Genomic DNA, 25,214 nt, shown 5'->3' with positions numbered 1-25,214 from the left:
TTCTCCTCCAATCATATTTTAACCGATAACTTAATTCCAAAAAATATTTGCCGAGGATTTAAAAATGTGAATGACGTTAAATTAGGCATGTTGATATAGGCTTTTGTGCTCAAAATTTTATCCATTCTTGTTTGATCAACAGGCGTCCATTGACCATTCGTAACCTCTTTATACGTCATTGTTTGTGAGTCATAATAAATTGTCCCAGGGACCGCGCTGCTAATAGTTGGTAAATAATTTAATACGGGTTGATAATCAGTTCCATTTGCTCTAAAATCACCGACCCTATCATCTCCCGGCACATTAGTATAGACATCACTTTTAGGAAGATGAAGAGATTCCATATATGAATCACGGTCGGAAGAACCACCAAATGAGTTCATATTCATCTTTTTGTAATTCAGGGCATTATTCACATCGACAAACAATTCGACGTTTACAGTTCTCAAATCAAAGGTCTTACTAAATCTTAACTGGACGTCAAAGTTATCTGTGTTTTGTACATTATTGAATATTCCATATCTTGCGAATGGATTATACGTGACATACGAACCCGCTTGCCAATTGAAAAACACATTTAACAAAAAACTGCCCAATGGTTTAAAGGAACCCCATTGGGGACCAAAATCATTAGGAGTAAATAAACAGAGGTTCACCCGAGCATAAGGACTTGGGACGGGCACTTGTTGGTACGACCTATCTGTTCGTGTATCATAATTTGTCTGTTCTGTGAGATTCAGAAATTGGGTATTATCACCAAAATAACCTCCAGAAGTGGATTGATATGTGTAGTTTGCAAATCCTGTCCAAAATTGACCGCTCGTCTTTCGTAAAGAAATTTCAAGGCCGCGAACATCCGCATAGCCAGAACTTGTGGGCTGAGCGTACCCGCCAGTCTTTGGTATATAATAAACAGTAAGCGTGTTTCCATTTATATCGAGCTGATTATTTGTGATATCCCGATAAAACGCGCTTATTTGAATAAGAATATTATCACCTAAGTAATGATCATACCCAAGCTCGTAGGCAACAGTTTTCGCCAGAGTTTGATTTGGATTACCAAAGTTTGTAATTTGTCCAGATGATGTGCGGCCAATAGCAAACATATTTTCATAGGACGGCATTTGCTTAAAATGTCCGTAATTGAAATAAAGTTTTGAATTTTCTGTAACTGGATGGGAAATACCGATGCGTGGACTAAATTGCCATTGCGCTTTTGATGGGGTCAAAGGTGCATTTGAATTTGCACTGGAAAAAAACGATACATTGAATGGATTACCAGTGTACCAATCCGTCCGAGGATCGCTATAATCCACCCTTAATCCAAAATTAGCTACAAATCCATTTGTCTCCAATTTATCCTGGATATACGCACCCGCTCTGATGGGATAAACACGCATCACAACATGCTGTTGATAATCTACACCGTTACTTAATGCATAAGCCTGTCCGTAATCAAAATTCAGATCGTTATAAATAAATTCTATTCCTGCTTTAAACATATTTTTAAAGTCAATCTGGCTCGTAAAATCTGCCTTCAACGTTGTCGCAGATACTTCTGTATGGTCCCGAAACAAACATTCGGAACCTCCCAAGTCAATCCCTGTTGCTCCCATAGATTTCACAGTCTCGTATCCGAATGGCTCTTCGTTAACAAAGAAACCATTCACAATTTGATAAACCGAATCCTCATTCCGTCTCGCCGTAGGTTCGGACAGGTACGATCTCGTTAATCGCTCGAGCCTAATTTCATAATACGATGTTGGAGAAAGGAATTGAGTAACATCTGCTGAAATTGAGGTATATGATATTTTAGACGGGCTGAAATAATCGGGATTAAAGATTCCAGTTTGACCATAGCCTGCAATTTGATCAGCTACTTGTTGCGGAGTTGTGATATATATACCACTCGCCCAGTTTTGAGACACCGTAAAAGGCCAGTTTTGAACTTGCGAATATTGTTTGCCTGTAAAAACTGCGGCGACTAATTTCATGGATTTGGTTATGTCCGAGTTAAATCGCACATTCAAGTCCCAATTCAAATTATCGTTTCGAGTCAATGGAACTAAAAGCATTGCGTCTTGTTGCCGGTACGCACTAAAGAAACGAAGATCGCCCAAATACTTACCAATGAGAGGCACGGGACCGCCAAAACCTGCATCAACATCATAATCGGGATTGGCAACAGGTCGTCTTCGTGTTTCAAATAGATATTGCTTTTGCAGCGCGGCCGGAGAAAGATATGTAGAACCCGCCGATGTATTTCTTTGTTGCGATATTGAATTCCATCCTTCCCATTTTGGATATGAATCTTGAGTATAGGTATCCCAGGCACCATTCGTCGTGCCTGTCCAACAAACGGCGGGATCTAGATACGGCCGCATCCAATAAGAATTTTGATCAAAAGGTGATAAACCCATAGCCTTATATTGGTACGGGCTAGCACGAACAGTCGCTGTCACGGTGTAGTCTGATTTATCCCCCTCTTTCGCAATCACATTGATGATACCGGAGCGAACCTGGCCATATTCGGCATTAAACCCGCCGCGTTCGATAGAAACTTCTTTAACAGAACTCAGCGCAATCGTTGATATAGGTGTATTATTGCGTGGATCACGGAGTGATATACCGTTTACCTGAAACAATGCATCACTCTGGTCCCCTCCGCGGATTTGCATATTTTCCTTCACGCCGGCTTGAGTCTGAATAACTGATTGCATATTTGCAACAGGCAGTTGACTAATTTCGTTATTACTCACTGCAACAACAGCAGCAGACACATCTGGTTTGATGGGCTTTTCCCCAAAAACAACCGTTTCTTCAACTTGGACTTCTTTTGCCTCTAAGGTAACATCGACGCGCGCTGTTTGATCTATGTAAACTCTCACATCACTCATGACAATTTTTCCATAACTGATGCAAGAGATTTGAACTTTGTATATTCCGGGAGGAACAAACAAGATAGAATATTCTCCATTTATATCTGTAGAAGCACCAAGAGATGTACCGAGGACAACGACATTAGCTGCTATGATGGGCTCGCCGTTTAATTTATCGGTAATCGTCCCAGCGATTTTTCCTGTTGTACCTGCTATCCCGATCGCAGATAAAAAGGCCAGTCCTAACAATAGAAGGAATATCAAAAAAAGGAATCTACTTTTCATAGGTTTTTCCCCTTATGAATTGAGTGAACGAATATAATACTGTCTCTATTCAATGATGCAAAGATATCACTATTTCTCAATAACTCAAATCAGATCAAGTTCCTTAATATGGATAAATTCCCTTCAGGTTCGTCTTGATGTAATTTGATTCGAGATGTAATTGATTAAATCTAGGATTCAAATTAAATTTTTCTTTCATTCTGAATCGTATGAACTCTTCTGCTTCTTTCAGGTGAGCCGTCACAGCCACCGTTGCTCTCATTACTTTTTAACTTCCACACTGCGTCAAGGATATATTGATTTGGTGATTATAAATGCTTGTTTATGGTGAATTAATTATCATTGAATGTGTGTGCGGCTAAAGAAGAAATAATAGAATAATAACGATGGCGCTTATTTCCATAAGTTGTAACAACATTGATGATTTACTCTTACTGAGTGGTAACGGAACACTTTAATTCATTCACCTACCTATCATGTTATGTACCATAGAATTAGTTACCATAAACTTAAAAAAATGCCGAATTGCTTTTTTAGCAATATCATTTAATAATCGAATTCTTATCAAAAATGATAACGAGTGGAGAACTACCTTATTAACCTTGGTTAAAAAGATGTTGTAGTTGGAGCGGACAACAAGCGAGTGACCTATATTTCATGCCAAGTTCTTTACATATTCTATGATAATCCCAAATTATGCATTAGATCAATGACGACATGAATAACTCTTTATATTCAATGGGTTTATAGAATTCCGAAGAAATCAGACCAATTTCTGTAAGTTCCTTAGAAAAAAGGACTTACAGTACTTCAAAGTGGTGAAGCAACTTCTATCGCATAATTTGGGATTATTATGCTACTCGGCATAAGGTAGCTGCTGCTGTGGTACAGAAAAGCACAGAACAATTACGGGTTGAGCATGGATTTGAGCCTCCTTTTTGGGAAATCTTGCGGATGGCGCGCAAGGCACTGAAAGCTTCATAACGCAAAATTCGTTTAACGAGCCTATGCACACTTTAAATAACAGCAACAAATTAAAAATATCTTGATTATTTCCCTGAAAGCTTATCAAGAAGTAAATATCGCTGTTGTTGCATCATTGTCTCGAGTATTACTTTAGTATTGACATCTATAAGCATTACATTTACCGGTCTCGCATTAGTAACAGATGGCCATTCAGGTACACCAAGACCACTAGGATTATTTGTTTTAATAAAATTAGCAAAGAAAGTTTGCATCATTTCAGAAACCTTATAATCTTCAGGTTGCCAATCGTAAACACGGTTGGTAGGTAGATTACCAAGAGCATATTCTATTTCAGCAGAATGAACCGCGCCTCGGGCCGCTGGTGGTTTAGGTGCCTTGGCAGCAGCAGAATCTTTCTTCACACCACCTGCCAGACCCGCCGTAGCATTTCCCATTTCTGGTCTCATTTCAGGGCGTGGACGGGCAAACAAATACCGATACACTGGCTTGCCACTAGTTTTACTATGTATGTTGCCCCATTTCCATGTACTAAAACCAATAAATCTGTCTCCAGCTAAATCAGTAGCCACTTGTTCCACTTCTTCATCGGTGGATGAGTTGTAAACTTGTAAAACTTGTGCCGCATGTTCGCCATAAATTTTTTGCACAGCGCTGGTAAAGTTATCCAAAGTGGGTTTATTGGGTCCCAGAATATTATGGTAGTTCATTTCCTCTGAATTCCATCCAACTAACAGTGGCACATGCGCCTGCTCTCCTGCTTCATAAATTTTAAAGGGGCTTTTGGGAAAGAAATAACCATCAATGGTTAATGAAAAACGGAAGGGATTAAACTTTGCAGCAGCATCAAGCAATTTTTCCGCGCTCATAGTTCTGAGTTCCGATAAGGAATTTGCCGGGATGCTTTTGGCAAATTCAACACCTGTTTGTTCGGCAGCAGTGAGCGGAATAGAAGGAAGCGTACCCAGTAATGAGCCGCTTTCGCCTATTGCACCAGCTATAATTTTTTTTGATAAGGGTGAAGCCATTTGTGCACTAACGGAAACCGATCCTGCAGATTCACCGGCGATAGTAATTTTTGTAGGATCACCGCCGAAGGCCGATATGTTTTGTTGCACCCAGTGTAAAGCTGCAGACTGATCCATTAATCCATAATTACCGGAGGATCGATGAGGCGATTCTTTTGTTAGCTCAGGATGGGCAAGAAATCCAAATACTCCAAGACGGTAATTTACTGTAACCGCCACAATACCTTTGCGGGCCATACTTTCACCATCGTAACGAGCTTCAGAACCATCCCCTGCCACAAAACCACCTCCATAAAAATAAACCAGTACTGGCAAATGCTCTTTGTCCGTCTTTGCAGGTGTCCATATGTTGAGGTACAGGCAATCTTCACTCATACCATTAGATCGAAAACCCATATCACCAAAAATAGGCATTTGCATAGCACGAGGCCCAAATTTGTCTGCTTTACGTACATCTGACCAATTCTTTAATGGCTGAGGTTCCTTCCAGCGTAAATCACCAATTGGTGGCTCAGCAAAAGGAACTCCCTTGAAAGTGCGGATACCGGATTCATTAATTCCTTCAAGCACACCATTCACAATTTTTACTCTTGGAGCAACAGTTTCGTCATTTACTTGCGCACAAGCCATTGAATTTATTACTATAAGGAAGATGAAAGAAGTCGCAGATTTTTGCATATAAGTATCCTCTATTTAAAATTGCAAAGATACCTCAATGGATTTTTTATATAAGTTTATTTATTATCTTTTGATAAATTTTGTAATAAAATTATTTTAACAAAAGCATTTTCTTCTGGAAAGTGTGCTGATTTTTCTGCTCATCAGTCGCCAACAACCGATACACATACACTCCGCTAGCCAGCCGACGAGCATCCATGATAGTTTGATGAGGACCTGCCTCCTGCTGTTCATTTATCAGGTTTGCCACTTCTCTCCCCAGCTCATCATATACTTTCAAAGACACAAAAAATCGTGTTCCTACTGCTGGCAACTGATATTCGATCACTGTCGTTGAATTAAAAGGATTCGGATAGTTTTGTTGAAGTTGATAATCTGAGGTATCTTGGTCGTGGGCATTCACATTCGTAAATTTAATATAGTTTAAATTAAACCCGCTTGATAAAAAAGAGATTCCAAATAGATGCGATCCTGCGGTAAATTGGTACTGTCCGGCACTAAATGAACTCCACGTTTGCAATCCGCTTGTAGATGGAAGAGTCAGAATACCTGAATCATAGTTTCCATCCATAAATAATCTGAGCATACTTCCTGCCGCATTCGCTGTATATCTTACACTCATATCATAAGTTGCTGTTTCAGAAGCATTCACTGTAAAGGTTAGAAATTCACCATTATTTATATCGTCAACATCGTACCCATTCGTTGGAAAGTCAGAACAAGTTTCAATATCTACTCCATCATTTCTATACTGTCCGCCAGTATTCCAAGCACTCCCACCGCTGTTTCCACTAATATTCTGAAAATCTTTATCGCCATAAGCAAAACCATTCTTTCCCATATCATACTCGGTAGCAAAAACATATCCAGGAATATTGAGATTTGCAAACGGAACTGTCGCTGTTGTAAAGGGCTGCCGTATTATTGCATCAATGACATCACGACGAACCGCACATGAATCGATATTCAAATTCATAGCTTGACTATTCAAGGCATCCATTGCATCCTGAACACTCGGCTGCGGAACCTGATTATTCCAATATCGAAGAATATTATTATACCCTGCCGACATCGGGGATGAAAGTAATACTGCAGTAGATTCAATTTTCTTATGCGGCCACCAAGACCAGCCAATTTTATTCGCTTCAAATAGTGCAATACAATCGGCGAACCATTGGTTTGAATTCTCTCCTGCCTCACCGCACCAGAGTGGGACATTGTTGTTAGTTCTTAGACTTAGATATGTATTAATAGAACTCGTATTATTCGGGTTCCAGTACTTATGAAAACTATAAACCATGTTGGTATCCCAGGGTGGTGTCAACCCTGCGAAATCATTTGCCCATTGATTTCCTTCGATGAAAATGATATGGTTCTTATCAACTGTTCGGATAGAATCTGTGATTTGTTTGTATAAAGCTCGCAATGGCTGGTTTGCAGGTGTAGTCCCGAATGTCCATACAGTTTCGTTCAATAAATCGTATCCACCAATCCATTGCTTATCAGAATAGCGTCTTGCAAGTTCCTTCCACAATGCCACTGTTTGTTGTTTATATACTGTACTCTCCCATAACGACGGATAGCCACTATAGTCGCTGATGTTGGCGCTGTTCTGGCCGCCCGGCGCGCAATGTAAATCTAAAATAAGATATATATGATTTGCTTCACACCAATTGAGCAGACTGTCTATTATTGCAAAACCCGCTTCAAGAAAAACACCTGACTGTCCTTTAGGTGTCAGTAATTCATAATGCATTGGTAATCGAATGGAATTGAACCCCCATCTTGCAATAGAATCAATATCTTTTCGAGTCACATAGTTCTGTCGATAAGATTGAAAAAACTGATCCGAATTTGTTTGACCTACTAACGCTACAATTTTATTTCGAATTTCTGTTGGGGAGTTTGCAAATCCTGAGGTGTGAAGCATATATCCTTCAGGAACGAGCCAGCCCCCAAGCCCAATCCCTCGGAGAATCATTTCGTCTCCATTGCCCTTCATTATCTTCGTTCCGGATGTATGGAGATATCCTTGAGCAATGAGAATTTCGTTTGCAGCACAAATGCTAATGATCAAAAAGAATATCAACTTTACAGGTTGAATCAATATTCGATTGTAGTTTGATGAGTTTATCATTCGATCTTTATAGGTCAAGTTTTGGAGCTACTTGATGAGAATCATTCGCCTGCTTTGCCGTTGCGTTCCAGATACCAACTCTGCAACATAGATGCCGCTCGGAAGACCTGATGCATCAAAGCTCACCTGATAAAGTTTTCCGGGATTTGCAATTTGATCAAAAAGGTTCACAACCTTTTGACCGAGTACATTGAATACATTCAATGTCGTACGCATTCTTTGTGCAAGTGTGAATTCAATAATTGTACTGGGATTAAACGGATTAGGATAGTTGTTGAAGAGAGAAAATTCCTTTGGTGGTATTATGTTATCGAGAGAGTTTATTCCGTTAGAATCGGACCCGTGTACTTCGATCTCCCAAAGCGAATATCCATATTGTGTCGCACGTTGGATGCCAAGCATCTGCACATACCGGGCATCTGCCCCAACAGAAATCTTTTCTGTTCCCCCCATGCCGTTCGTCTTATATGAAATAAATGTCCAGTTTGAAGAGTCAATTGAAGCCTTGAGGTAATATACTTTCGCATACGCAGTTTCCCAATAGAGCGTAACGTCATCAATGTGATAAATAGAACCAAGATCAACGATGATCGATTGTGGATCACTGAACGCAGATGACCAGCGCGTTCCCATATCACCATCTACAGCATAAGGTCCGTCTAATCCGGAGTTCTCCATAGAAGTGACTCTTACAGATTTATTCAGTGCAAGATTGGGCGGTGGTGGAGGAGGTTGCAGATAGACAGTCAATTGAGTCGAAAGAGAATTATTTGTCTCTACACATTCATCTACAGTATTATCAGGATCGACTGTGGCGCCAACATTATAATTTCCAACCTCACCTGATGTCCAAGTATTAGTTTCACCAGGACCTGTATTGCCGCAAATTAAAGCCATGCCACCTGCCGGAATCGAACTTGTAAAATTATCTGACCAGCATACTTGTTGGCCATTCACATTGAAAGAAACCTTCACTTGAGAGCCAGCAGTTGTCGCTGCTGTTCCTTGGTTCTTCACCGTTGCCAGAAAAATTACTTTTTGTCCAGGAAATGGATATGGCGGTACCATTTTGATGTTTGTGATTAGCAAATCTGGTTTTTGGGGGCCCGATGATACATTGAAATTGCCGGAGACGGGAAGATTATCTGACGAACCTCCAATTCGAACCGTGTATTGCCCTGGCTCAACTTCGTACGTATTGGTCGTTTCATTGAAATAATAGAGTTCATCTGCCGTTAAAGTGAACGTTACGGTCACTGTCTGTCCCGGATTGATTGCAACGCGCTTGAATCCTTTTAATTGCTTCACAGGCATCGGTACAGATGATAATGTATCAGTGACATAGAGTTGTACCACTTCCTCGCCTGTTCGTGGTCCCGTATTACTAACATCAACGCTGATATCCACCGGTTGACCTGGAGTAACAGAAGAAGGAACAATCAAATTAGTATAGGAGAATGTTGTATAACTCAATCCAAGACCAAATGCATATTGAGGTGTGTATCCCATTTTATCAAACCAACGATATCCTCGTCCGTAGCCCGTGTTCAAATTGTCATTTTGCAGCCAAGGCGGCAATTGAGTGTCGCTCTTTGGCATAGTAACAGGAAGCTTGCCGCCAGGATTGTAATCACCGAACAATACATCGGCGAGTGCGTTCCCTCCTTCCTGTCCCGGATAGAAGGCATACACCAATCCTTTGATATTATCGATGCATCGGGAAACACCGCAAACTCCGCCACTGAAAAGAACAACAATGATATTCTTATTTGCCGCTGCTAATGCGTTGATCAAATCCTGTTGTTTGCCGGGCAGTTGAATCGATCCACTGGCTCGATCATGCCCTTCACCTTCCTGACCTCCATCGAGTCCTCCACAGTAGATTACAACATCGGAAGTAGCGGCAATTGTTCGAGCACTCGCAAAGCTATTCGTATCTGTGCTATTAATATCACAACCATTCACAAACTGAACTTTACTAGCACCGATCTTCGTTTCTATTCCTTGCCTTGGAGTGATGGAGTAGAACGGAGTAACATACGCGCTACCGGAACCATCAATTTGCAGTGTCGCCGCACTGGGACCAATGAGCGCTATTTTATTGATGGTGCTTTTATTTAATGGAAGAATATTATCCTGGTTTTTGAGAAGCACAAGCGACTTTCGTCCTGCTTCAAGACAAAGCTGCTGGTGAGCCGTACTATTCACATCGTTAGGATCACCAGGTGGTTGATAGTCGAGCATACCTGCCAATATCTTCGTTCGCAAGACACACCGAACTGCACTATTAATGATCGAATCCGGTACTGTCCCGCTGGCAACAAGCCCCGGTAAATCATTTTTGTAGTTATCGGCTCCCATACAAATGCTGCATCCCGCTTTAATGGCTTTTTCTGAATTCGTAATCGAGCCCCAGTCAGAAACGACATAATATGGGAAACCCCAGTGTGTACGCAAAATGGTTGACAGCACGTTGTAATTCTCTGCGCAATATTGGCTATTGATAAGATTGTAAGCGTTCATCACACACATTGCACCGCCTTGCTGTACAGCCGTTCGGAATGCCAACCCTGCATCCTCGTGTAATATTCTTTGATTCGCTGTAATATTGTTTGATGTTCGCCCATTCTCCCGATGATTGGCGTTATAATGCTTCACTGTTGCAATACACGGTGTGGATTGTATTCCTTTGACTACTGCTGTTGTAGTCTGAGCACAGAGATAGTAATCTTCGCCACCTGTTTCCGGACTACGCCCATTACGTGGATCTCGATCTATATCTAGACAGGGTCCAAGAGCTTGGTGCTTGCTTTTCCCCCGGAATTCTTTTCCCATCGCCTCTCCAATGCGATAAGCAAGTTCTATATCCCACATCGACGCCATCCCAATACCAACAGGAAAACTTGTCGCATTACCACTGCGGACACCATGAGGTCCATCCGACATGATAAATCCTGGAATACCCAGCCTGGTGTTGTTGGCGGTATTAAAGTTCCCCTGCTGACAGAGTTGCAATATCTTTTCACTCATCGTCATCTTACTAATCAGCGTGTCGATACGTGCTTCGATAGTTTGTGCGCTCAATCTATAGGAGCATAGAGCAAACAGCATTCCAAAAAACAGGCACATCATGAATGCTTTATTTATGAGGCTCCTTATATTCATTACCAAATTCCTTTGTAAATAATATACACAACATTTTATTTATTTGTTCTACTCCCCAACGCTTTGGTGTATCCTTCGTTCAACAGGCAGTTTTTAAATTGACAAAGACGAATGAATTCATCAAGAGCTGTACGAACACTATCAATGGATGGACAGATAGTACGTAAGCTTGCATAACCTGTACGGGGACTCTTCGCAAATTGTACTAACAAGTTCCAATGCGCGGGACGATCGAACGTAACCATGCATTGTTGTGATTCCATCTTTTTATATGGCCAGAAACACCACCCAATATTATTTCGTTCCTGAAGTCGACGCCAACTTGCGATCCATGCATTAGTGTTTTCGCCCGATTCTCCCATCCATAGCGGCACATTATAAATGTTGTGAAAGTTAATATATTCCTGTACTGTCGCCTGTGTTGTATCGCACCAATACCTGTGAAAAGTGTAAACAACTTTTTTATCGAACGGTGGGCCAAAAACACTGAAATTTGTATTCCACTGAGCACCGCCAAGAAAAACAATATGATTTTTGTCAACCTCGCGAATCGCAGAAACAACTCGTTTGTAGAATGGTTCAAGCAATGGATTCAATTTCTTCTGATCAAAAAAAACTGCGATAGGCTCGTTAAGTAAGTCATAGCCTATAATGGCAGATTCATCTTTGTATCTTTCGGCAATTTTTTTCCAGAGTTGAATCGCGCGCTCTTGGCTTTCAGGATTTTCAAAAAGAAAAGGATATCCCCAGCTATCATCAATATTGTCACCGGTCTGTCCCCCAGGTGCACAATGCATATCGAGAACAACCCATATACCTGCTTCTTTACACCAACGAATCACACGATCGAGCAGTTCGAATCCCGGACCGACCCAGAGGTCCGGATATTCTTCAATAGTAAAAAGCCTCCAATTGAATGGAATACGTACAGAATTCAATCCCACTTTTTTGATGTACTCTATATCATCGCGTGTAATATAGTTGTCGCGGTACTTTTTCCAAAACATTCGCGCCTCATCTGCTCCGACTAGTTCACACAAAACATTATTGATCAATCGAGGAGATGTGGCCGAATCGAACTTGAACATATACCCTTCTGGCACAAGCCAGTTTCCGAGGTTGATACCTCGAAGAAGAATCGGTGTTCCATCCGGCATTACAATCTCTTTTCCTTTGGTTCCCACAAACGTAGATTGTTGGGCAAATCCAAAATTGGAAAAGAAAAAAATGAACAGCAGATATTTCAATCCGGTTCTTAGCACACGGTGAGTATATCCATAAACAAGCTACTTCAATTCAATGATTTCTGAGAGCCGGATGTCTTTCGATGAGCTGCCAATCTGAACGGCATATTTTCCCGGCTCAACAATCCATTCCTTTTTTTCCACGTTATAGTAGGAAAATGCATTCTTGTCTAAACTGAAATGAACATTCTTTGTCTCGCCTGGCTTGAGAGGAACCTTAAAGAATGCCTTTAATTCTTTCACCGGTCTATCAACAGTCGATTTGATATTGTGCACATAGACTTGAATAACTTCTGCGCCATCGCACTTGCCTGTATTGGAGACATTTAATGATCCTTTGATTTCTGGTTGTGTTACATTGGCAGATGTTTCTGTCTTCAGGTCTTTATATTCGAATGTCGTATAAGACAAACCATAGCCAAATGAGAAAAGCGGTTCAATGTTTTTCTTATCGAAATGTCTATAGCCAACATATATACCATCGGAATATTCCGTTACACTATCTTTTGCTTTGTAGGTTCCAAAGGCAGAACAATCTTCCCAGCGCTTCGGGAATGTCATCGGCAATTTCCCTGATGGATTATACGAACCTGAGAGCACTTCCGAGACGGCATAACTCATCTCCTGTCCACCGAACCATGCTTGTACGACAGCCTTGACGCTTCCAAGCCAGCGATCCATGAAAACAGGTGAACCCGTATTGAGAACAACAATTGTGTTCTTATTCACCTTCGCAACTTCTTCAATCAGCCCGTCTTGATTCCGTGGCAGAACCAAATTGTCTCTATCGATGCCTTCCGATTCTATATTAGGAGCGTCTCCCATAAAGAGGATTGCAGCATCAGAATTCTTTGCAGCAGCTAATGCTGATTTCATCGGATCGTAGTCCGATGTCAACCATCCAAGTTTTAAAATTGCACTGCCACGATGTTGATAATATTCAATCTTAATCTTGTATTCTTTGGACGCTTCAAATTTCACTCTAACACTACTTGGTTCCGGTGCATGATCATTCCAATAATCAATTAATAACGTATCGTCCACCCAGAGACGAACGCCATCGTCACTAATGGTTTCTAAAAGATAGGTATTGGTTTCCGGAGCCTTTAACTTTCCAGTCCATCGTACAGAGAAATCATTATGAGGAAATCCTGCGTTCAATCCTGAATTGCCAAAATCAAAATTTATCATTGTATCAATCCGAACGAAGGCTGGTTTTCCCTTTAATTCCATATTCTTAAAATATTCTCCAACTAAACCTGGCTCCCCTTTGTTCGTTACAAGATATTTTGATTCGATAGGCAAGCCTTCACCTCCGAGCTGTAATCCTAAAGCATAATTGATTTTGATCTTATCGCCAAATTGTTTTTTCAAAATTTCCAAAGGACTCGGGGCTTCTAATGGATCAACCTGCGAACTTCCTCCGCCGCCAGTTCTGCAGATCGCCGCATTAGGACCAATAATAGCGATTGATTTGAGTTTCGAAAAATCTAACGGTAGGATATTTTCTTTATTCTGTAACAGAACAATCCCCTCTTTCGCTGCTTCGAATGCTGCCTTGCGATTGTCTAAAGAGCCGATCAAACTTTCGTCTTTTAAGCTCGGCTTTTCAAAAAGTCCTAGTGTAAAGATGACACGTAATATTCGTCGCACTTTGTCATCAATCGTGGTCTCTTTTACCACCCCATTCTTCAACGGATTTGCTAACGTACTATTATTTAAAAATTCACCCGTTGGCATTTCAAGATCCATACCGCCATTGGCAGTAGGAACCGTGCTATGCACGGCACCCCAATCGGACATGACCAGCCATTTAAATCCCCATTCTTTTTTTAGCTTATCAATCAGAAGAGCATCATTTTCACTTGCATGGTGACCATTGACTTTGTTATAGGAATTCATCACACACAGAACATTTGCTTCCTGCACAGCAGCTTTAAATGCAGGAAAGTAAATTTCATTCAAGGCCCGTTCATTAACTTTTGTATCAACAAACATACGTTCATATTCCTGGTTATTGCAGGCAAAGTGTTTGACAGTCGCCGCTACGCCTTCGCTTTGAACTCCTTTAATATAATCGACTGCCATGCGACTCGTCAAACATGGATCTTCACCATAGCTTTCGAAATTTCTTCCCCCTTGCGGGATACGTGCAATATTCACACACGGCCCAAGAATGACATGCCGGTCATGTCCCTTCACCTCGCGTCCAATTGCAGCGCCAACATTATATGCAAGCGCCGGATTCCAAGTAGCTCCGATACAAATTCCTGAAGGAAAAGCTGTGGATTTTTCCCCTCTTACGCCGAGTGGTCCGTCCGTCATCCGTAATTCGGGAATACCTAATCGCTCTATCGGCTTCGTCGCAAAACCTGTTCCGCCCAACAAATTAATCTTTTCTTCGATTGTCATTCTGCCAAGAAGATCGTTCACACGTTCTTCTACCGATAAATCTTTATTCCGAAACTTCTCCGGCTGTGCCATTCCGCATGTGGGAAGAATTGAAAGTAAGAGAGCAATGGATAAAATCGAATGAATTTTCATGATGTTTATTCCTATGGAATTACTTTTATTGATTGTTCATATTCCTTAATCCATTCCCACTGCTGCATTAGAAGAGGGACGGCAGTCATCATTCCTCCGAAACCCATAAAACGCTGTGTAAACATTTGGATTATCGATGGTTTGACCAATTTCAGTTTTTTATAATCAATACTTACTTGTTGTTCAAGGGCGAGTTTTGCAATAAAGCGATCGGTTGCCTGCTTCTGCTTCTCATTCAACAATCGCTTTCTTATGTTCTGGCAAAGTGTATCAAAGCCGACGATTGCTTCCTTTGTGCGCCTTTTGCCGAGGACAGTGAAGAGTGAATAACCCTCTTCCAATTTGACGGGACCGACGAGTGTTCCTGTATCTGAGAGCAACGCACGAAAACCGATTTCAGGATGTCGAAGAACTCCAAAATAACCAGACTCACCCCCATTCTTCACCCATTCCGCACGTATAGAATATTGAGGTACCATCTCGGCAAGATTTTTCCTGTGTCGAATTTCGTTAAGTATCCTCGTCGCATCTTCCAGTTTAGAGGTCAGAATTTCACGAACATTGACTTCATAGTATCGGCCAAAAATTTCTTTGGTCTTGAGAAGATATTCGACGATATCTTCGTTCGTAACTTTGACACTATCGCGTACATTACTATAGAGCTGGATGGCAGCCCAATAGTTGGTCCACAATTTCATATCGCGTTGCACCGCCGTGGAATTCTGGAGGAGTTGTTTGCGACCTTCACGCGCAAGCAACTCATTCCCGACCAAATGTTTTACTTCCTCATTCAACTCCATTTTGAATGAAAATCCATCCAAAGATTTTGAAATAAAGTTTTCGTAGCGAAACATTTCGAGTAGTTTTCCAAGCGACATGCTATCGCCCGTGATGGTAATGAAAGTTGCATCAAGATAAGGCTTCAGCCGATCGATGATAACGTCCACCATTTCCGACGTAATCATATACCCACCTTTTCTCTGATAATATTTTGGATCAATTTCTTTCCGCAACTCAATAATAGAATTTGCAAGTGCATTGAAAATATTGGAATCAGCTGTTGCATTCTTCGACGAAAGTACTGCAAGCAAATAATGTTCACCTATATCCTGTTCGCGTTGCTCTTTCAAGGTTTTCTCAACTCTGCGACTGCGTTCATCCAATGTCATCTTTGCTGACTCGGGATTCGTAACCTTATCGAGCAGATAAAGCACAGACCAACCGAGATTTTGAGAATAGAATGGTTTAGAAACTCTGGAGTTACCGATAGAATAGGCAGCATTTTCGTATGCTGAATCCGGTCCTCCAAAAAGAATATTGATAGTATCGGTTTCTGTGAATAAGCCTTTTGGCAATCCTTGAAAAATATTCTTTGTTTTATTCCTGCGAAGGTGTTTTACAAGAGCCTTGCCGTCATTTTCCGAGCGAACAAGAAACGCAACAACTTTGAGCTTCCATTCCAAGCGGTGTATCCCTGCGATTACTTCTTCCGCGGTCGGCTTTGCATTTGCTTCAACTTCGCGTTTGAACAGTTCATCACGGACAAAGAGGTTTTCTAATCCCTCACGCATGCGCGAGATTGTCGAATTCTCTGCCAAATTGAGACGATGCGCTTCATTGGCAAGAACCTTTTCAGCAATTAAACCAAGCAGCGCTCTCACTTTGGCTGAGTCCGTTTTAGATGGTTTATCTTTATATGGATAGGGCATTAATTCGAGGCGATCGGATAGCTCGCGCACCGTAATCGCGCTCGTGCCAATCCGCGCTATCGTGTCTTGCGGTGAGGTAGTTTGTCCCTGTGACTGGCCAGAAACATGAACAAAAGAAAATACAATAAGAATAATCGTAACTTGGGAAATCAGTTTCATAACAACCTATCTATGAATACAGATTGTAAGTAATGAAAGGATGGGGATACGTAAACTTGAAGGAATTATTTTTGCAATGTGGATGCAGTGGCCTTTTCTCTATTTTCTTTCGTTCCATTAGAAAGCATTCGCATCCAGGAAGGTTTGTTTTTTTTTTCCAGATCGTTCCAAATAAGTGCACTAGCACCTAAAATTGCGGCTTTACCTTCAGCAATTGCTGAGGGAAGTAGTGCCACTTTATTTTTAAAAATACCGAAAAGATTTTCCTCCAAAGCACGTTTGGTCGGTTTAAAAATCAAATCGCCGGCTGCGGCAAGTCCACCCAATAAAATAATTGCTTCGGGGCTCAGATGAGCGACTGAATCTGCTAATTTCATTCCAAGAACTTGTCCGGTAACCTCAAAAGCATCCAATGCCATACGATCACCTCGCACTGCAGCTTCGTATATCATACGTGATGTCAATTGTTCATAGCTAATATTGCGCAACTCACTTGACATCGTCTTTGTGCACATAAGTTCTTGAACAGTTCTTCGGAGCCCAGTTGCAGAAGAATATGCCTCTAAACAACCGCGACGGCCGCATCCACATTCTCTGCCTTTTGGATCTACTATTGTGTGTCCAATCTCTCCTGCAAATCCATCTGAACCAAGAATCAGTTCACCATTGGCAACAATCCCACTCCCCAGACCTGTGCCAAGTGTAATCACAATAAAATTCTTCATTCCTTGCGCTGCACCAAACATCATTTCACCGAGCGCTGCAACATTTGCATCGTTGGTTACGGATACTGGCACTTCGAAGAACTTCCCCAACTCTTCTAGAACATTTACATACTCCCAACTAAGATTGGGCGGATTTTCAATCGTTCCCTTGTAATAATTTGCATTCGGCGCTCCGATACCTATTCCTTTGAACTCATATTTTCCTTGCAGGTTCGAAAATAAAATTTTTACCTTCTTTTGCAATCGATCAAAGAATATTTCAGATGATTGATGAGCGTTCGTCAGAATCGAGGAATCTGCGTAACAATTACCCATCCGATCTACGAAGCCGAAGACTGTATTGGTTCCACCAATATCAATGCCGAGTGTGACTTGATTTTTAGTCATAATGCAAGTCTTCTAATATTTCATTATGCTTTTTCAACTTCCATATACGTTGGAATATGCCCCTTCATACCATAGAATGCTATAAACGCATAGCAAAAAATAGGAAGGATAAATGCCATTTGAATTCCAATCTTATCTGCGAGTACACCTTGGAGCAGCGGAACAATCGCCCCGCCGACAATTGCCATGCATAATATTCCTGATCCTTGTCCAGTATGTTTTCCAAGTCCATCAATAGCCAGAGCGAAAATCGTTGGAAACATAATCGAATTAAAGAGGCCGACCGCAAGAATCGTCCACATCGCAATGTGACCTGTGGAAGTCATTGAAATGATAACAAGCGCAATAACCGTAAAAGCGTTAGTCATCAAGACTTTTCCGGGTTTGACATATCTCATAACAAAAGAACCGATAAACCGTCCAACCATCGCACCGCCCCAATAGAAGGAAATGTATCGCCCTGCTTCGGCGACTGACATTGAACCAATTGAAGGTTGACTGATATAATTAACGAGAAAACTTCCGATTGCCACTTCTCCACCTACGTACGTGAAGATAGCTATAGCACCCAGCACCAGGTGGCGATACTTCCATGCACTGTCATGAAGATGGTCCTGGACATTTCCACCATCCAAAGCTGACTTTCCTTCTGATGCTTCAATTTTTGGAAGTTTGAATAAAGCAATAAGTACGGAAATCGCTATGAGTGTTACAGCAAGACCAATGTATGGTGTTTGTACAGATGCTGCCTCTGTAATATGATATGCTTCTACATCTCCCGGACTCATAAAGGAAAGCTCGGCAGATGATTTTATAGTTGTTCCGAGGATCAAGATAGATCCAAATATAGGCGCTATAGTCGTCCCAAGCGAGTTAAACGCCTGTGTTAACGTGAGCCGACTAGATGCAGTTTCCGGTTTTCCAAGAATAGCAACATATGGATTTGCCGCAACTTGCAACATTGCAAAACCAGATGCGAGTACGAACAGCGCGATTAGAAATGTGGTATATGATCGTTCACCTGCAGCCGGATAAAACATGAGACACCCAAAGGCTGCAGTAAGCAATCCAATGATGATTCCATTCTTATATCCTACACGTTCAACCAACCAGCCTGAAGGCATAGACATCACAAAATATGCAGTAAAAAAACAAAATTGAATAAGCATTACTTGTGCGTAGTTTAAATCAAACACAGCTTTTAAGTGCGGGATGATGATATCATTCAAACAGGTAATGAATCCCCATATAAAGAAAAGAGAGGTAAGAACCGTCAGCGCCGGTGTGTAATTCACTCCTTGTTTACCTGTTGACCCGCTCGTCGTGTTATTGTTTGTTATGATACTTGCCATCAATTTCTCCTCTGAATCATTTTACTATTGTTTTTCAAAGTCACAATTGGAGATATAAACACATCAATTCTCTGGATTTCACCTATCCGATTAAAAATTGAAGTACTTAAATGTTCATCAAGAACAAGTTCTCTAATCTCTTTTATATTTCCATCTTTTTGTGTGATGCAAATTTTTTGATCACTTGAAATATAATAAATAATTGGGACTTGACAAAATGTGAATGCTAATGTACCCTTTTTCAAGTTGATACTTTTCTTTATGCCATCGGTATTATAGTAGTGATATAATTTTCGAGCTTTCAAAAATTCATTTTTTCTCAAAAGAATTGGCTTGAAAGCAATCTTGCCATTATTTATCAGAACCCCCAATTCAAGAAATCTCGAAATGATATCTTCTTTTACTTGACCACTCATTCCTGGCTGCTGAACCCCAATATGTCCTGGTGAATGAGAATAAGGATCTGTTGGAAATGCTCCATAACTATCGGGTGACTTATGAGCTCCAATACCCTCACGAATTTCATGATAATGATCCGCCAGACGCTTCTTCATTGCAGCAGTTTCGTCGTTCTTTTCTGCTCGAGTAATAACTTCTGCAACAGCAAGCAGCAGTTTAGAAACCATATGCCAGTAAATGCAACCCAATCCCTCATATTTATAAAATGTTCCTGAACGTCCGGTAAATGATTGATGATCAAACAGACGTTCATAGATATCTAGAATAAATTCCTTTTCTTTCTGCAGTAGAGATTGATATTCGCTAACTTGTAACCCTTCGAGGGCAGTCTTTAAAATGTCAGCATTCCGGAAATTGCTATGGAAGTGTATCCCGCCTTTTAGATCAGAAAGAACGATCTGCCTATTTCCATTCTCAATAAGTTTCTTCAATAGGGCGGATTTCTCGAATTCTTCCTTTGGAATAATATTCTTTTCCATGAAGCGGGGCAATTGTCGATCCGGATATAACAAGTAACTCGATTGATCTTTTCGATATAAAGAGCTTGCTCGCAGTGCATCCAACACTTCTACAGAATCTGCTGCAGAGAGATAACCAGAGCTTAGAACTGCCACCTGCCCTTCGAGCATTTCATACAAGTGACGGATAGAGATTCCATCTCCATTTTCAACTTTCATCAGGTTGTACGCATGATAGAGGTTATCTTTACGCTTGTTTGCTTCGATAGTATGGTCGATATGCCTGAGAGACAACTCAAAGAACTCTTTTAATGCTGCACTTGTAATCTTTTTCTTTCTTTCAGAAAGACCTTTCGAGTAAATTTTATTTCGATATTCATTTCCGGCTTTGCCAAGTTTATCAAGAATGATTTTTCGATCTTTATCGGAAATCGATCCATTCAGTAATATCAAATGCGTTTTGAATATTTCAGTAATCGAGACAAACAACTCTGCTACTTCTTCTGATACTTGAACCTCCGATATTTTCGAAGATTGGATTAGTTCGCGGAATAACGTCAAATATCTTCGGAGATAGTAGAGGGTAACCATCGAAACTCCTGAACCCACCAAGGCATTGTTAGCATCGTTCCAATCCGGACGTTGTGTATTCATCCAAATACCGGCCTCAGGAATAAAATTAGAGAGCTTCGCTAAAATTGAGACAAGAAATTTTTCGGTTAAATTGGCATGAATGATCTCTCCATGCTGGTTCGCAAGAAATTTTCCATCAGTTCCCATCCGTTCCACACGTTTTTCAATCTCTCGTTCTAATGCCATATCAAAGTCAATTGTTTTACAAGGATCTTTGAGTAAATCAACATATGGTTTTATTCGATACGGGACATTAGCATAAGCAAAGATATCCTTTACCAGGAATTCTTGAATCTTCCCAGGATGGTAACGAGCCGAGATTTCTAACAACTTAACTAGATAAATGACTTGATGGTCCCCCCAATATCCGATGTATGACCAGGCATCATGCGGATCGAGCACTTCCCAATCAAAACCATCTCGCGTTACTCTGTACGGATTATATCCATCAGCAGTTGACGCATTGACAAACTTCGTCATCATCCCCTCAACATAGCCAGGGAAACTCAATGCTAATGCTTCCCAATTTTGGAAAATATCCCGCCAGTTACCCTGATAGTTCAACACTTTTTTCCCATGCTCATCTTTAATTTCTATCGAGAAGATATTCCATGGACGACTTGGATCACCATGGCGCCGACTGAATGTGAGCGGCAGGTACTCATAACACAATTTTTCCAGATCAACTGAATTGAGCGCAAGTATCTTCGACAGTAAATCGGAATGAAATATCTTTTCCGGAAGAGTCTGCAGAAAGCCGTTGTATATTTCGGCTACATGTTTATTAGCGGTTTTGATAAAGGAGATAAAGTCTTCTCTATCAACCCAATAATCGTTATCGAAAAAACCACCACGCATAACATTAAACAACGTATTCGAAAAATGGCGGGAACAGATCAGCATATCTTCTGTGACTTGAAGACCATCAGCACTGGCGACATTCTTCACAAGATTATCGGTGCCTTGTGCAATATCATCCATAAGCTGTTTCTGAATATTTTTACCTTTTTTAATCAATTCAGATAGAGTGGCAACATCAGAAGAATCTTGATTGACATCGGCGACAATGAACCATTCCTTCTCTTCATTTTTATTTAAAGAAAATTCGGTATTAACAAAATAAGCCCCCCGTGAAGCTCTGATATCGGTTTCCTGTTTAATGTGCATTCCTTTTTTGAATGCATCCAACTGCAGTGATGAGACAAGCTTTTTTGATTTCTTGATACCAACCGACCAGACAGTTGTTGCTTTCAAAGCCTCGCTTGGCTCGGCTCGGTCTACTGGAATCGAGCTGAGTATAAAAAGCCCCAGCCCGGAATCAGTTTGCAATTCGTTTTTTTTGTAACCATCAACGAGCGTACTATATTCCAATTGGAATCTTCGATTTAATCCAGAAGGAAGCAGGTTTTGTATCCCATCCAAGATTTTTATTTTAATCGGTCCCAGATTATGGTTCACAATTTGGGATCGTTTGATGAAGCCGTACTTCTCGCTGTTGAACCATGCATATCGAAATGAAACATGTAAGTCTCGATTGATTTCTTCATAGATCAATTTATTGCCATAGACATTTTTGTATAAATTTCTTTCTTTTCGATAGATGCCATCATAGACTTGCGAGAAGGGTTCCCATAAAAATGTTTTCGTACCCTTAGTAAGAAAGATGATGCTTTTACTGCCGGTGTTCTCTTTCGAATCATGGATTCTATCATCCGTATAGTAGGGGAAGAGAGCGATGTCTGGGTTTTTACGGCCTGCGGTTAGTCCTCCATTGCTTGAGATAAACATCCAATGATCCGACGAACTAACAATGCTCATGAAAAACGGGGGCATTTGATCATAGTTGGCAATTTTATAAAATTGCTCTCCCTGAATGTTAACATAGTCGCCTACAACTTTGCGTTGTTCAACTTTCAGATCAGCTTTTCCAACAAGAATAGATTTTCGCTTCATATCAAATTCCTATACATCACATTCTCATTAGCCACTCGAATGAGGAGAGATACAATCCATTACTTCTTATCATCATAACTTGGAGATGTTGGCTCACTTGTTATAAGTTCCGGATACCACTGTTGCATTGCTAGCTTCGCTTTCCGTTTAACAGAAAATAGACCCCAATGTCCTTCTGTTCCTTCACCTTTCCATGGCTCATCAAATGCCTCAAAGAAGAATACTGTGATTTTGTTCTTTTGCGCCCATGAGGTGAGTGCTTCGAAGTAAAGCTTTTGTTTTTTTTCATCTCCTGCTCTCGGTGCATGCAGATTACCAACTGTGAAGGTTGCCCATCCGGCTTCGCCAATGACGATGCGCTTTCCCGGTAAAGCTGCTTTCACCATATCGTACAATCTCACGGTGACAGCAAATCCACTGTCGATATCATGTTTTCCCCACATGGGATACATGTGCGTGGCGACAAAATCAACTTCATCTGCCAGCTTCGATCCATTCTTAATCCAGAACATGAAATCATCATCTACTGTCACGGGAACATGAACTGCGGATTTGACCTGTTTGACATACTCGATCACTTTGGCTACGGGCACTTTGTGATTAGACCAATCAACCAGAATCTCGTTGCCAACACTCACCGCGATAACAACATCCCCGTACTCGTTAGCAAGGCGGATGCACTCTGCGATTTGCTTGGCATTGCTTGCCTCATTTCCAGGCTCGGCACTAAGCCATGCCCCCAGCATCACGTGAAGATGAATTTTCTCCCGTCGAATTACTTCCAAAATATCTCTACTGTGTCGATCGGAACCGTACGTCCGAATCAGCGTACAATGTTTTTCCAAAATCTTAAAATCTTCAAGAATTTGTGCGTGGGAGGGATATTTACTGGAATCAGGGTGCTGGCCTTCTCGGTATCCGGAGTAGCAGATTGCATTACCGAACCATTTTTGTTGTGTCAAGTCAATTTTTTCATCATTCTTTTGACCTACTAGAATAGCCGGAAAACAAATTAGAGCCGCTAAAGAATAATTAAGGATCATTTTCGTTTTCATTATTCTTACCTCTATATTTATTCTTTTTTTCTGGCAGATAGATCTTCTTCAATTTTTACCATCATTTTTTCATCTAATACATAAAACCACATAGCCGCTGCCGCTAAGAAACCACCGACAGCAGGAATAATACTCATCATCAAACGAATACCGTCTTGTGCCCCTTCGGTTTGCACGACATTTGCGATAAAGCCGAAATATGCCAATAACCATCCGGTGAAAGCACCGCCAATAGCCCAACCTAATTTTTGAGCAAACGTTGCGGCTGAAAAAACCAGACCTGTCGCTCTCCTGCCCGATTTCCATTCCGAATAATCCGCGGTATCGGCGTACATTGCCCAAATCAAAGGAGCTGTCGGCCCCAAAATAAATGAAATGAGAATATGGGAAGCGAAAATGAGTATAATGCTTTCCTTCGGTATGAAATAGAATGAGACTGTGAGAATGCTGACAACCAACCACAAGATCATATAGAGAGTACGTTTCCCAAGCAACTTCGTTAAATACTTCGTGACCATAACCCCTGCGATGGCGGCAATAGTACCACTTACCATAAAAGCGGAAGTTAAAATTTCATTGCCTACATAGTATTTGAAATAGTATATGATCGATCCAGAACGAATAGAATTGTATGAAAGGGCAAATATCCCAATGAAGAACAGGGCTATCCACGGCCGATTGTGAAGAAGGTCTCGCAGATCGCTCTTGATTGAAGATTTTTGATCTTTCGGTGGATGAACTCTTTCACGAGTATTTAAAAACGTAACAATAAACAATATAACAGCTACAATAGAAAACACGACCATTGTCATTTGGAATCCAGTCGCCTGATTTCCTTTTCCAAAATATTGTACCAGTGGAAGAGTTGTACCTTGGACAATGAATATCGCAACAAAGGCGAGAACAAATCTATATGAAGAGACACTTGTTCTTTCTAACGAATTTGGTGTAAGAACTCCCATTAACGCCGAATAAGGAGTGTTGATTGCCGTATATGCCGCCATCATAAGTGTGCTTGTGATATACGCATAAATTATTTTCCCGCTCAAACTGAGATTGGGAGTTGTAAAAGTGAGCACACCAATGATACCGATTGGCAGTGCCATCCACAGAAGATACGGTCGAAATTTTCCCCACTTTGTATTGGTTCTATCAGCGATCACGCCCATGATCGGATCAATACCCGTATCCCAGATTCTTGTTACGAGCAACATCGTTCCTGCTACTGCAGCAGAAATACCAAATACATCAGTATAGAAAAACAGGATAAAACTCATGAACATCTGCCAATAGAAGTTCGATGCCGTATCCCCAAGTCCATAACCGATTTTTTCTTTTACAGTAAGTTTTTGCGAATCATTGTCCATTATATTCTCCAGC

The 25,214-nt window shown here is 41.0% G+C and carries 13 protein-coding genes; all 13 read right to left on the bottom strand.

Features of this window, described 5'->3' with window-relative positions; genetic code table 11:
• Nucleotides 1-11 precede the first annotated feature (11 nt).
• Nucleotides 12-3,164, bottom strand: a complete 3,153-nt coding sequence (locus tag NTX44_06460; protein ID MCX6121245.1) for a TonB-dependent receptor — start codon at nucleotides 3,162-3,164, stop codon at nucleotides 12-14.
• A gap of 103 nt (nucleotides 3,165-3,267) precedes the next feature.
• Entirely contained in the window at nucleotides 3,268-3,426 is a 159-nt protein-coding gene (locus NTX44_06455; protein ID MCX6121244.1) for a hypothetical protein, read from the bottom strand.
• A gap of 787 nt (nucleotides 3,427-4,213) precedes the next feature.
• The gene (locus NTX44_06450; protein ID MCX6121243.1) at nucleotides 4,214-5,854 is read right to left on the bottom strand and encodes a carboxylesterase family protein; all 1,641 of its coding nucleotides are present in this window, start codon (nucleotides 5,852-5,854) and stop codon (nucleotides 4,214-4,216) included.
• A gap of 91 nt (nucleotides 5,855-5,945) precedes the next feature.
• On the bottom strand, nucleotides 5,946-7,991 hold the full coding sequence (locus tag NTX44_06445; protein ID MCX6121242.1) for a cellulase family glycosylhydrolase: 2,046 nt from the start codon (nucleotides 7,989-7,991) through the stop codon (nucleotides 5,946-5,948).
• Between the two features lie 27 nt (nucleotides 7,992-8,018).
• The gene (locus NTX44_06440) at nucleotides 8,019-11,156 is read right to left on the bottom strand and encodes a glycoside hydrolase family 3 C-terminal domain-containing protein (protein ID MCX6121241.1); all 3,138 of its coding nucleotides are present in this window, start codon (nucleotides 11,154-11,156) and stop codon (nucleotides 8,019-8,021) included.
• A gap of 35 nt (nucleotides 11,157-11,191) precedes the next feature.
• Complete coding sequence (locus tag NTX44_06435) at nucleotides 11,192-12,403, bottom strand: cellulase family glycosylhydrolase (protein MCX6121240.1); 1,212 nt, start codon at nucleotides 12,401-12,403, stop codon at nucleotides 11,192-11,194.
• 39 nt (nucleotides 12,404-12,442) lie between these two features.
• Complete coding sequence (locus NTX44_06430) at nucleotides 12,443-14,944, bottom strand: glycoside hydrolase family 3 C-terminal domain-containing protein (GenBank protein MCX6121239.1); 2,502 nt, start codon at nucleotides 14,942-14,944, stop codon at nucleotides 12,443-12,445.
• 11 nt (nucleotides 14,945-14,955) lie between these two features.
• A complete protein-coding gene (locus NTX44_06425) occupies nucleotides 14,956-16,812 on the bottom strand; it encodes a hypothetical protein (protein ID MCX6121238.1) in 1,857 nt (618 codons plus the stop codon).
• A 65-nt stretch (nucleotides 16,813-16,877) separates the two neighbouring features.
• The gene (locus NTX44_06420; GenBank protein MCX6121237.1) at nucleotides 16,878-17,924 is read right to left on the bottom strand and encodes an ROK family protein; all 1,047 of its coding nucleotides are present in this window, start codon (nucleotides 17,922-17,924) and stop codon (nucleotides 16,878-16,880) included.
• Between the two features lie 23 nt (nucleotides 17,925-17,947).
• Nucleotides 17,948-19,276 (bottom strand): L-fucose:H+ symporter permease, encoded by a 1,329-nt coding sequence (fucP, locus tag NTX44_06415; GenBank protein ID MCX6121236.1) that lies wholly within the window; start codon nucleotides 19,274-19,276, stop codon nucleotides 17,948-17,950.
• Nucleotides 19,276-22,779 (bottom strand): hypothetical protein, encoded by a 3,504-nt coding sequence (locus tag NTX44_06410; protein MCX6121235.1) that lies wholly within the window; start codon nucleotides 22,777-22,779, stop codon nucleotides 19,276-19,278. Before NTX44_06410 ends, fucP begins: the two co-directional genes overlap by 1 nt.
• 59 nt (nucleotides 22,780-22,838) lie before the next feature.
• The gene (locus NTX44_06405; GenBank protein MCX6121234.1) at nucleotides 22,839-23,834 is read right to left on the bottom strand and encodes a hypothetical protein; all 996 of its coding nucleotides are present in this window, start codon (nucleotides 23,832-23,834) and stop codon (nucleotides 22,839-22,841) included.
• A gap of 17 nt (nucleotides 23,835-23,851) precedes the next feature.
• Nucleotides 23,852-25,201 carry an MFS transporter gene (locus tag NTX44_06400; GenBank protein MCX6121233.1) on the bottom strand — a complete coding sequence of 450 codons (1,350 nt, stop codon included), beginning with the start codon at nucleotides 25,199-25,201 and terminating at the stop codon, nucleotides 23,852-23,854.
• Between the last annotated feature and the right edge of the window lie 13 nt (nucleotides 25,202-25,214).

The sequence above is a fragment of the Ignavibacteriales bacterium genome (genome assembly GCA_026390575.1).
In the GTDB taxonomy this organism is placed as follows: domain Bacteria; phylum Bacteroidota; class Ignavibacteria; order UBA10030; family UBA10030; genus Fen-1298.
The sequence above is the reverse complement of the archived record's forward strand: the minus strand, read 5'-3'. Positions and strand labels throughout refer to the sequence as shown.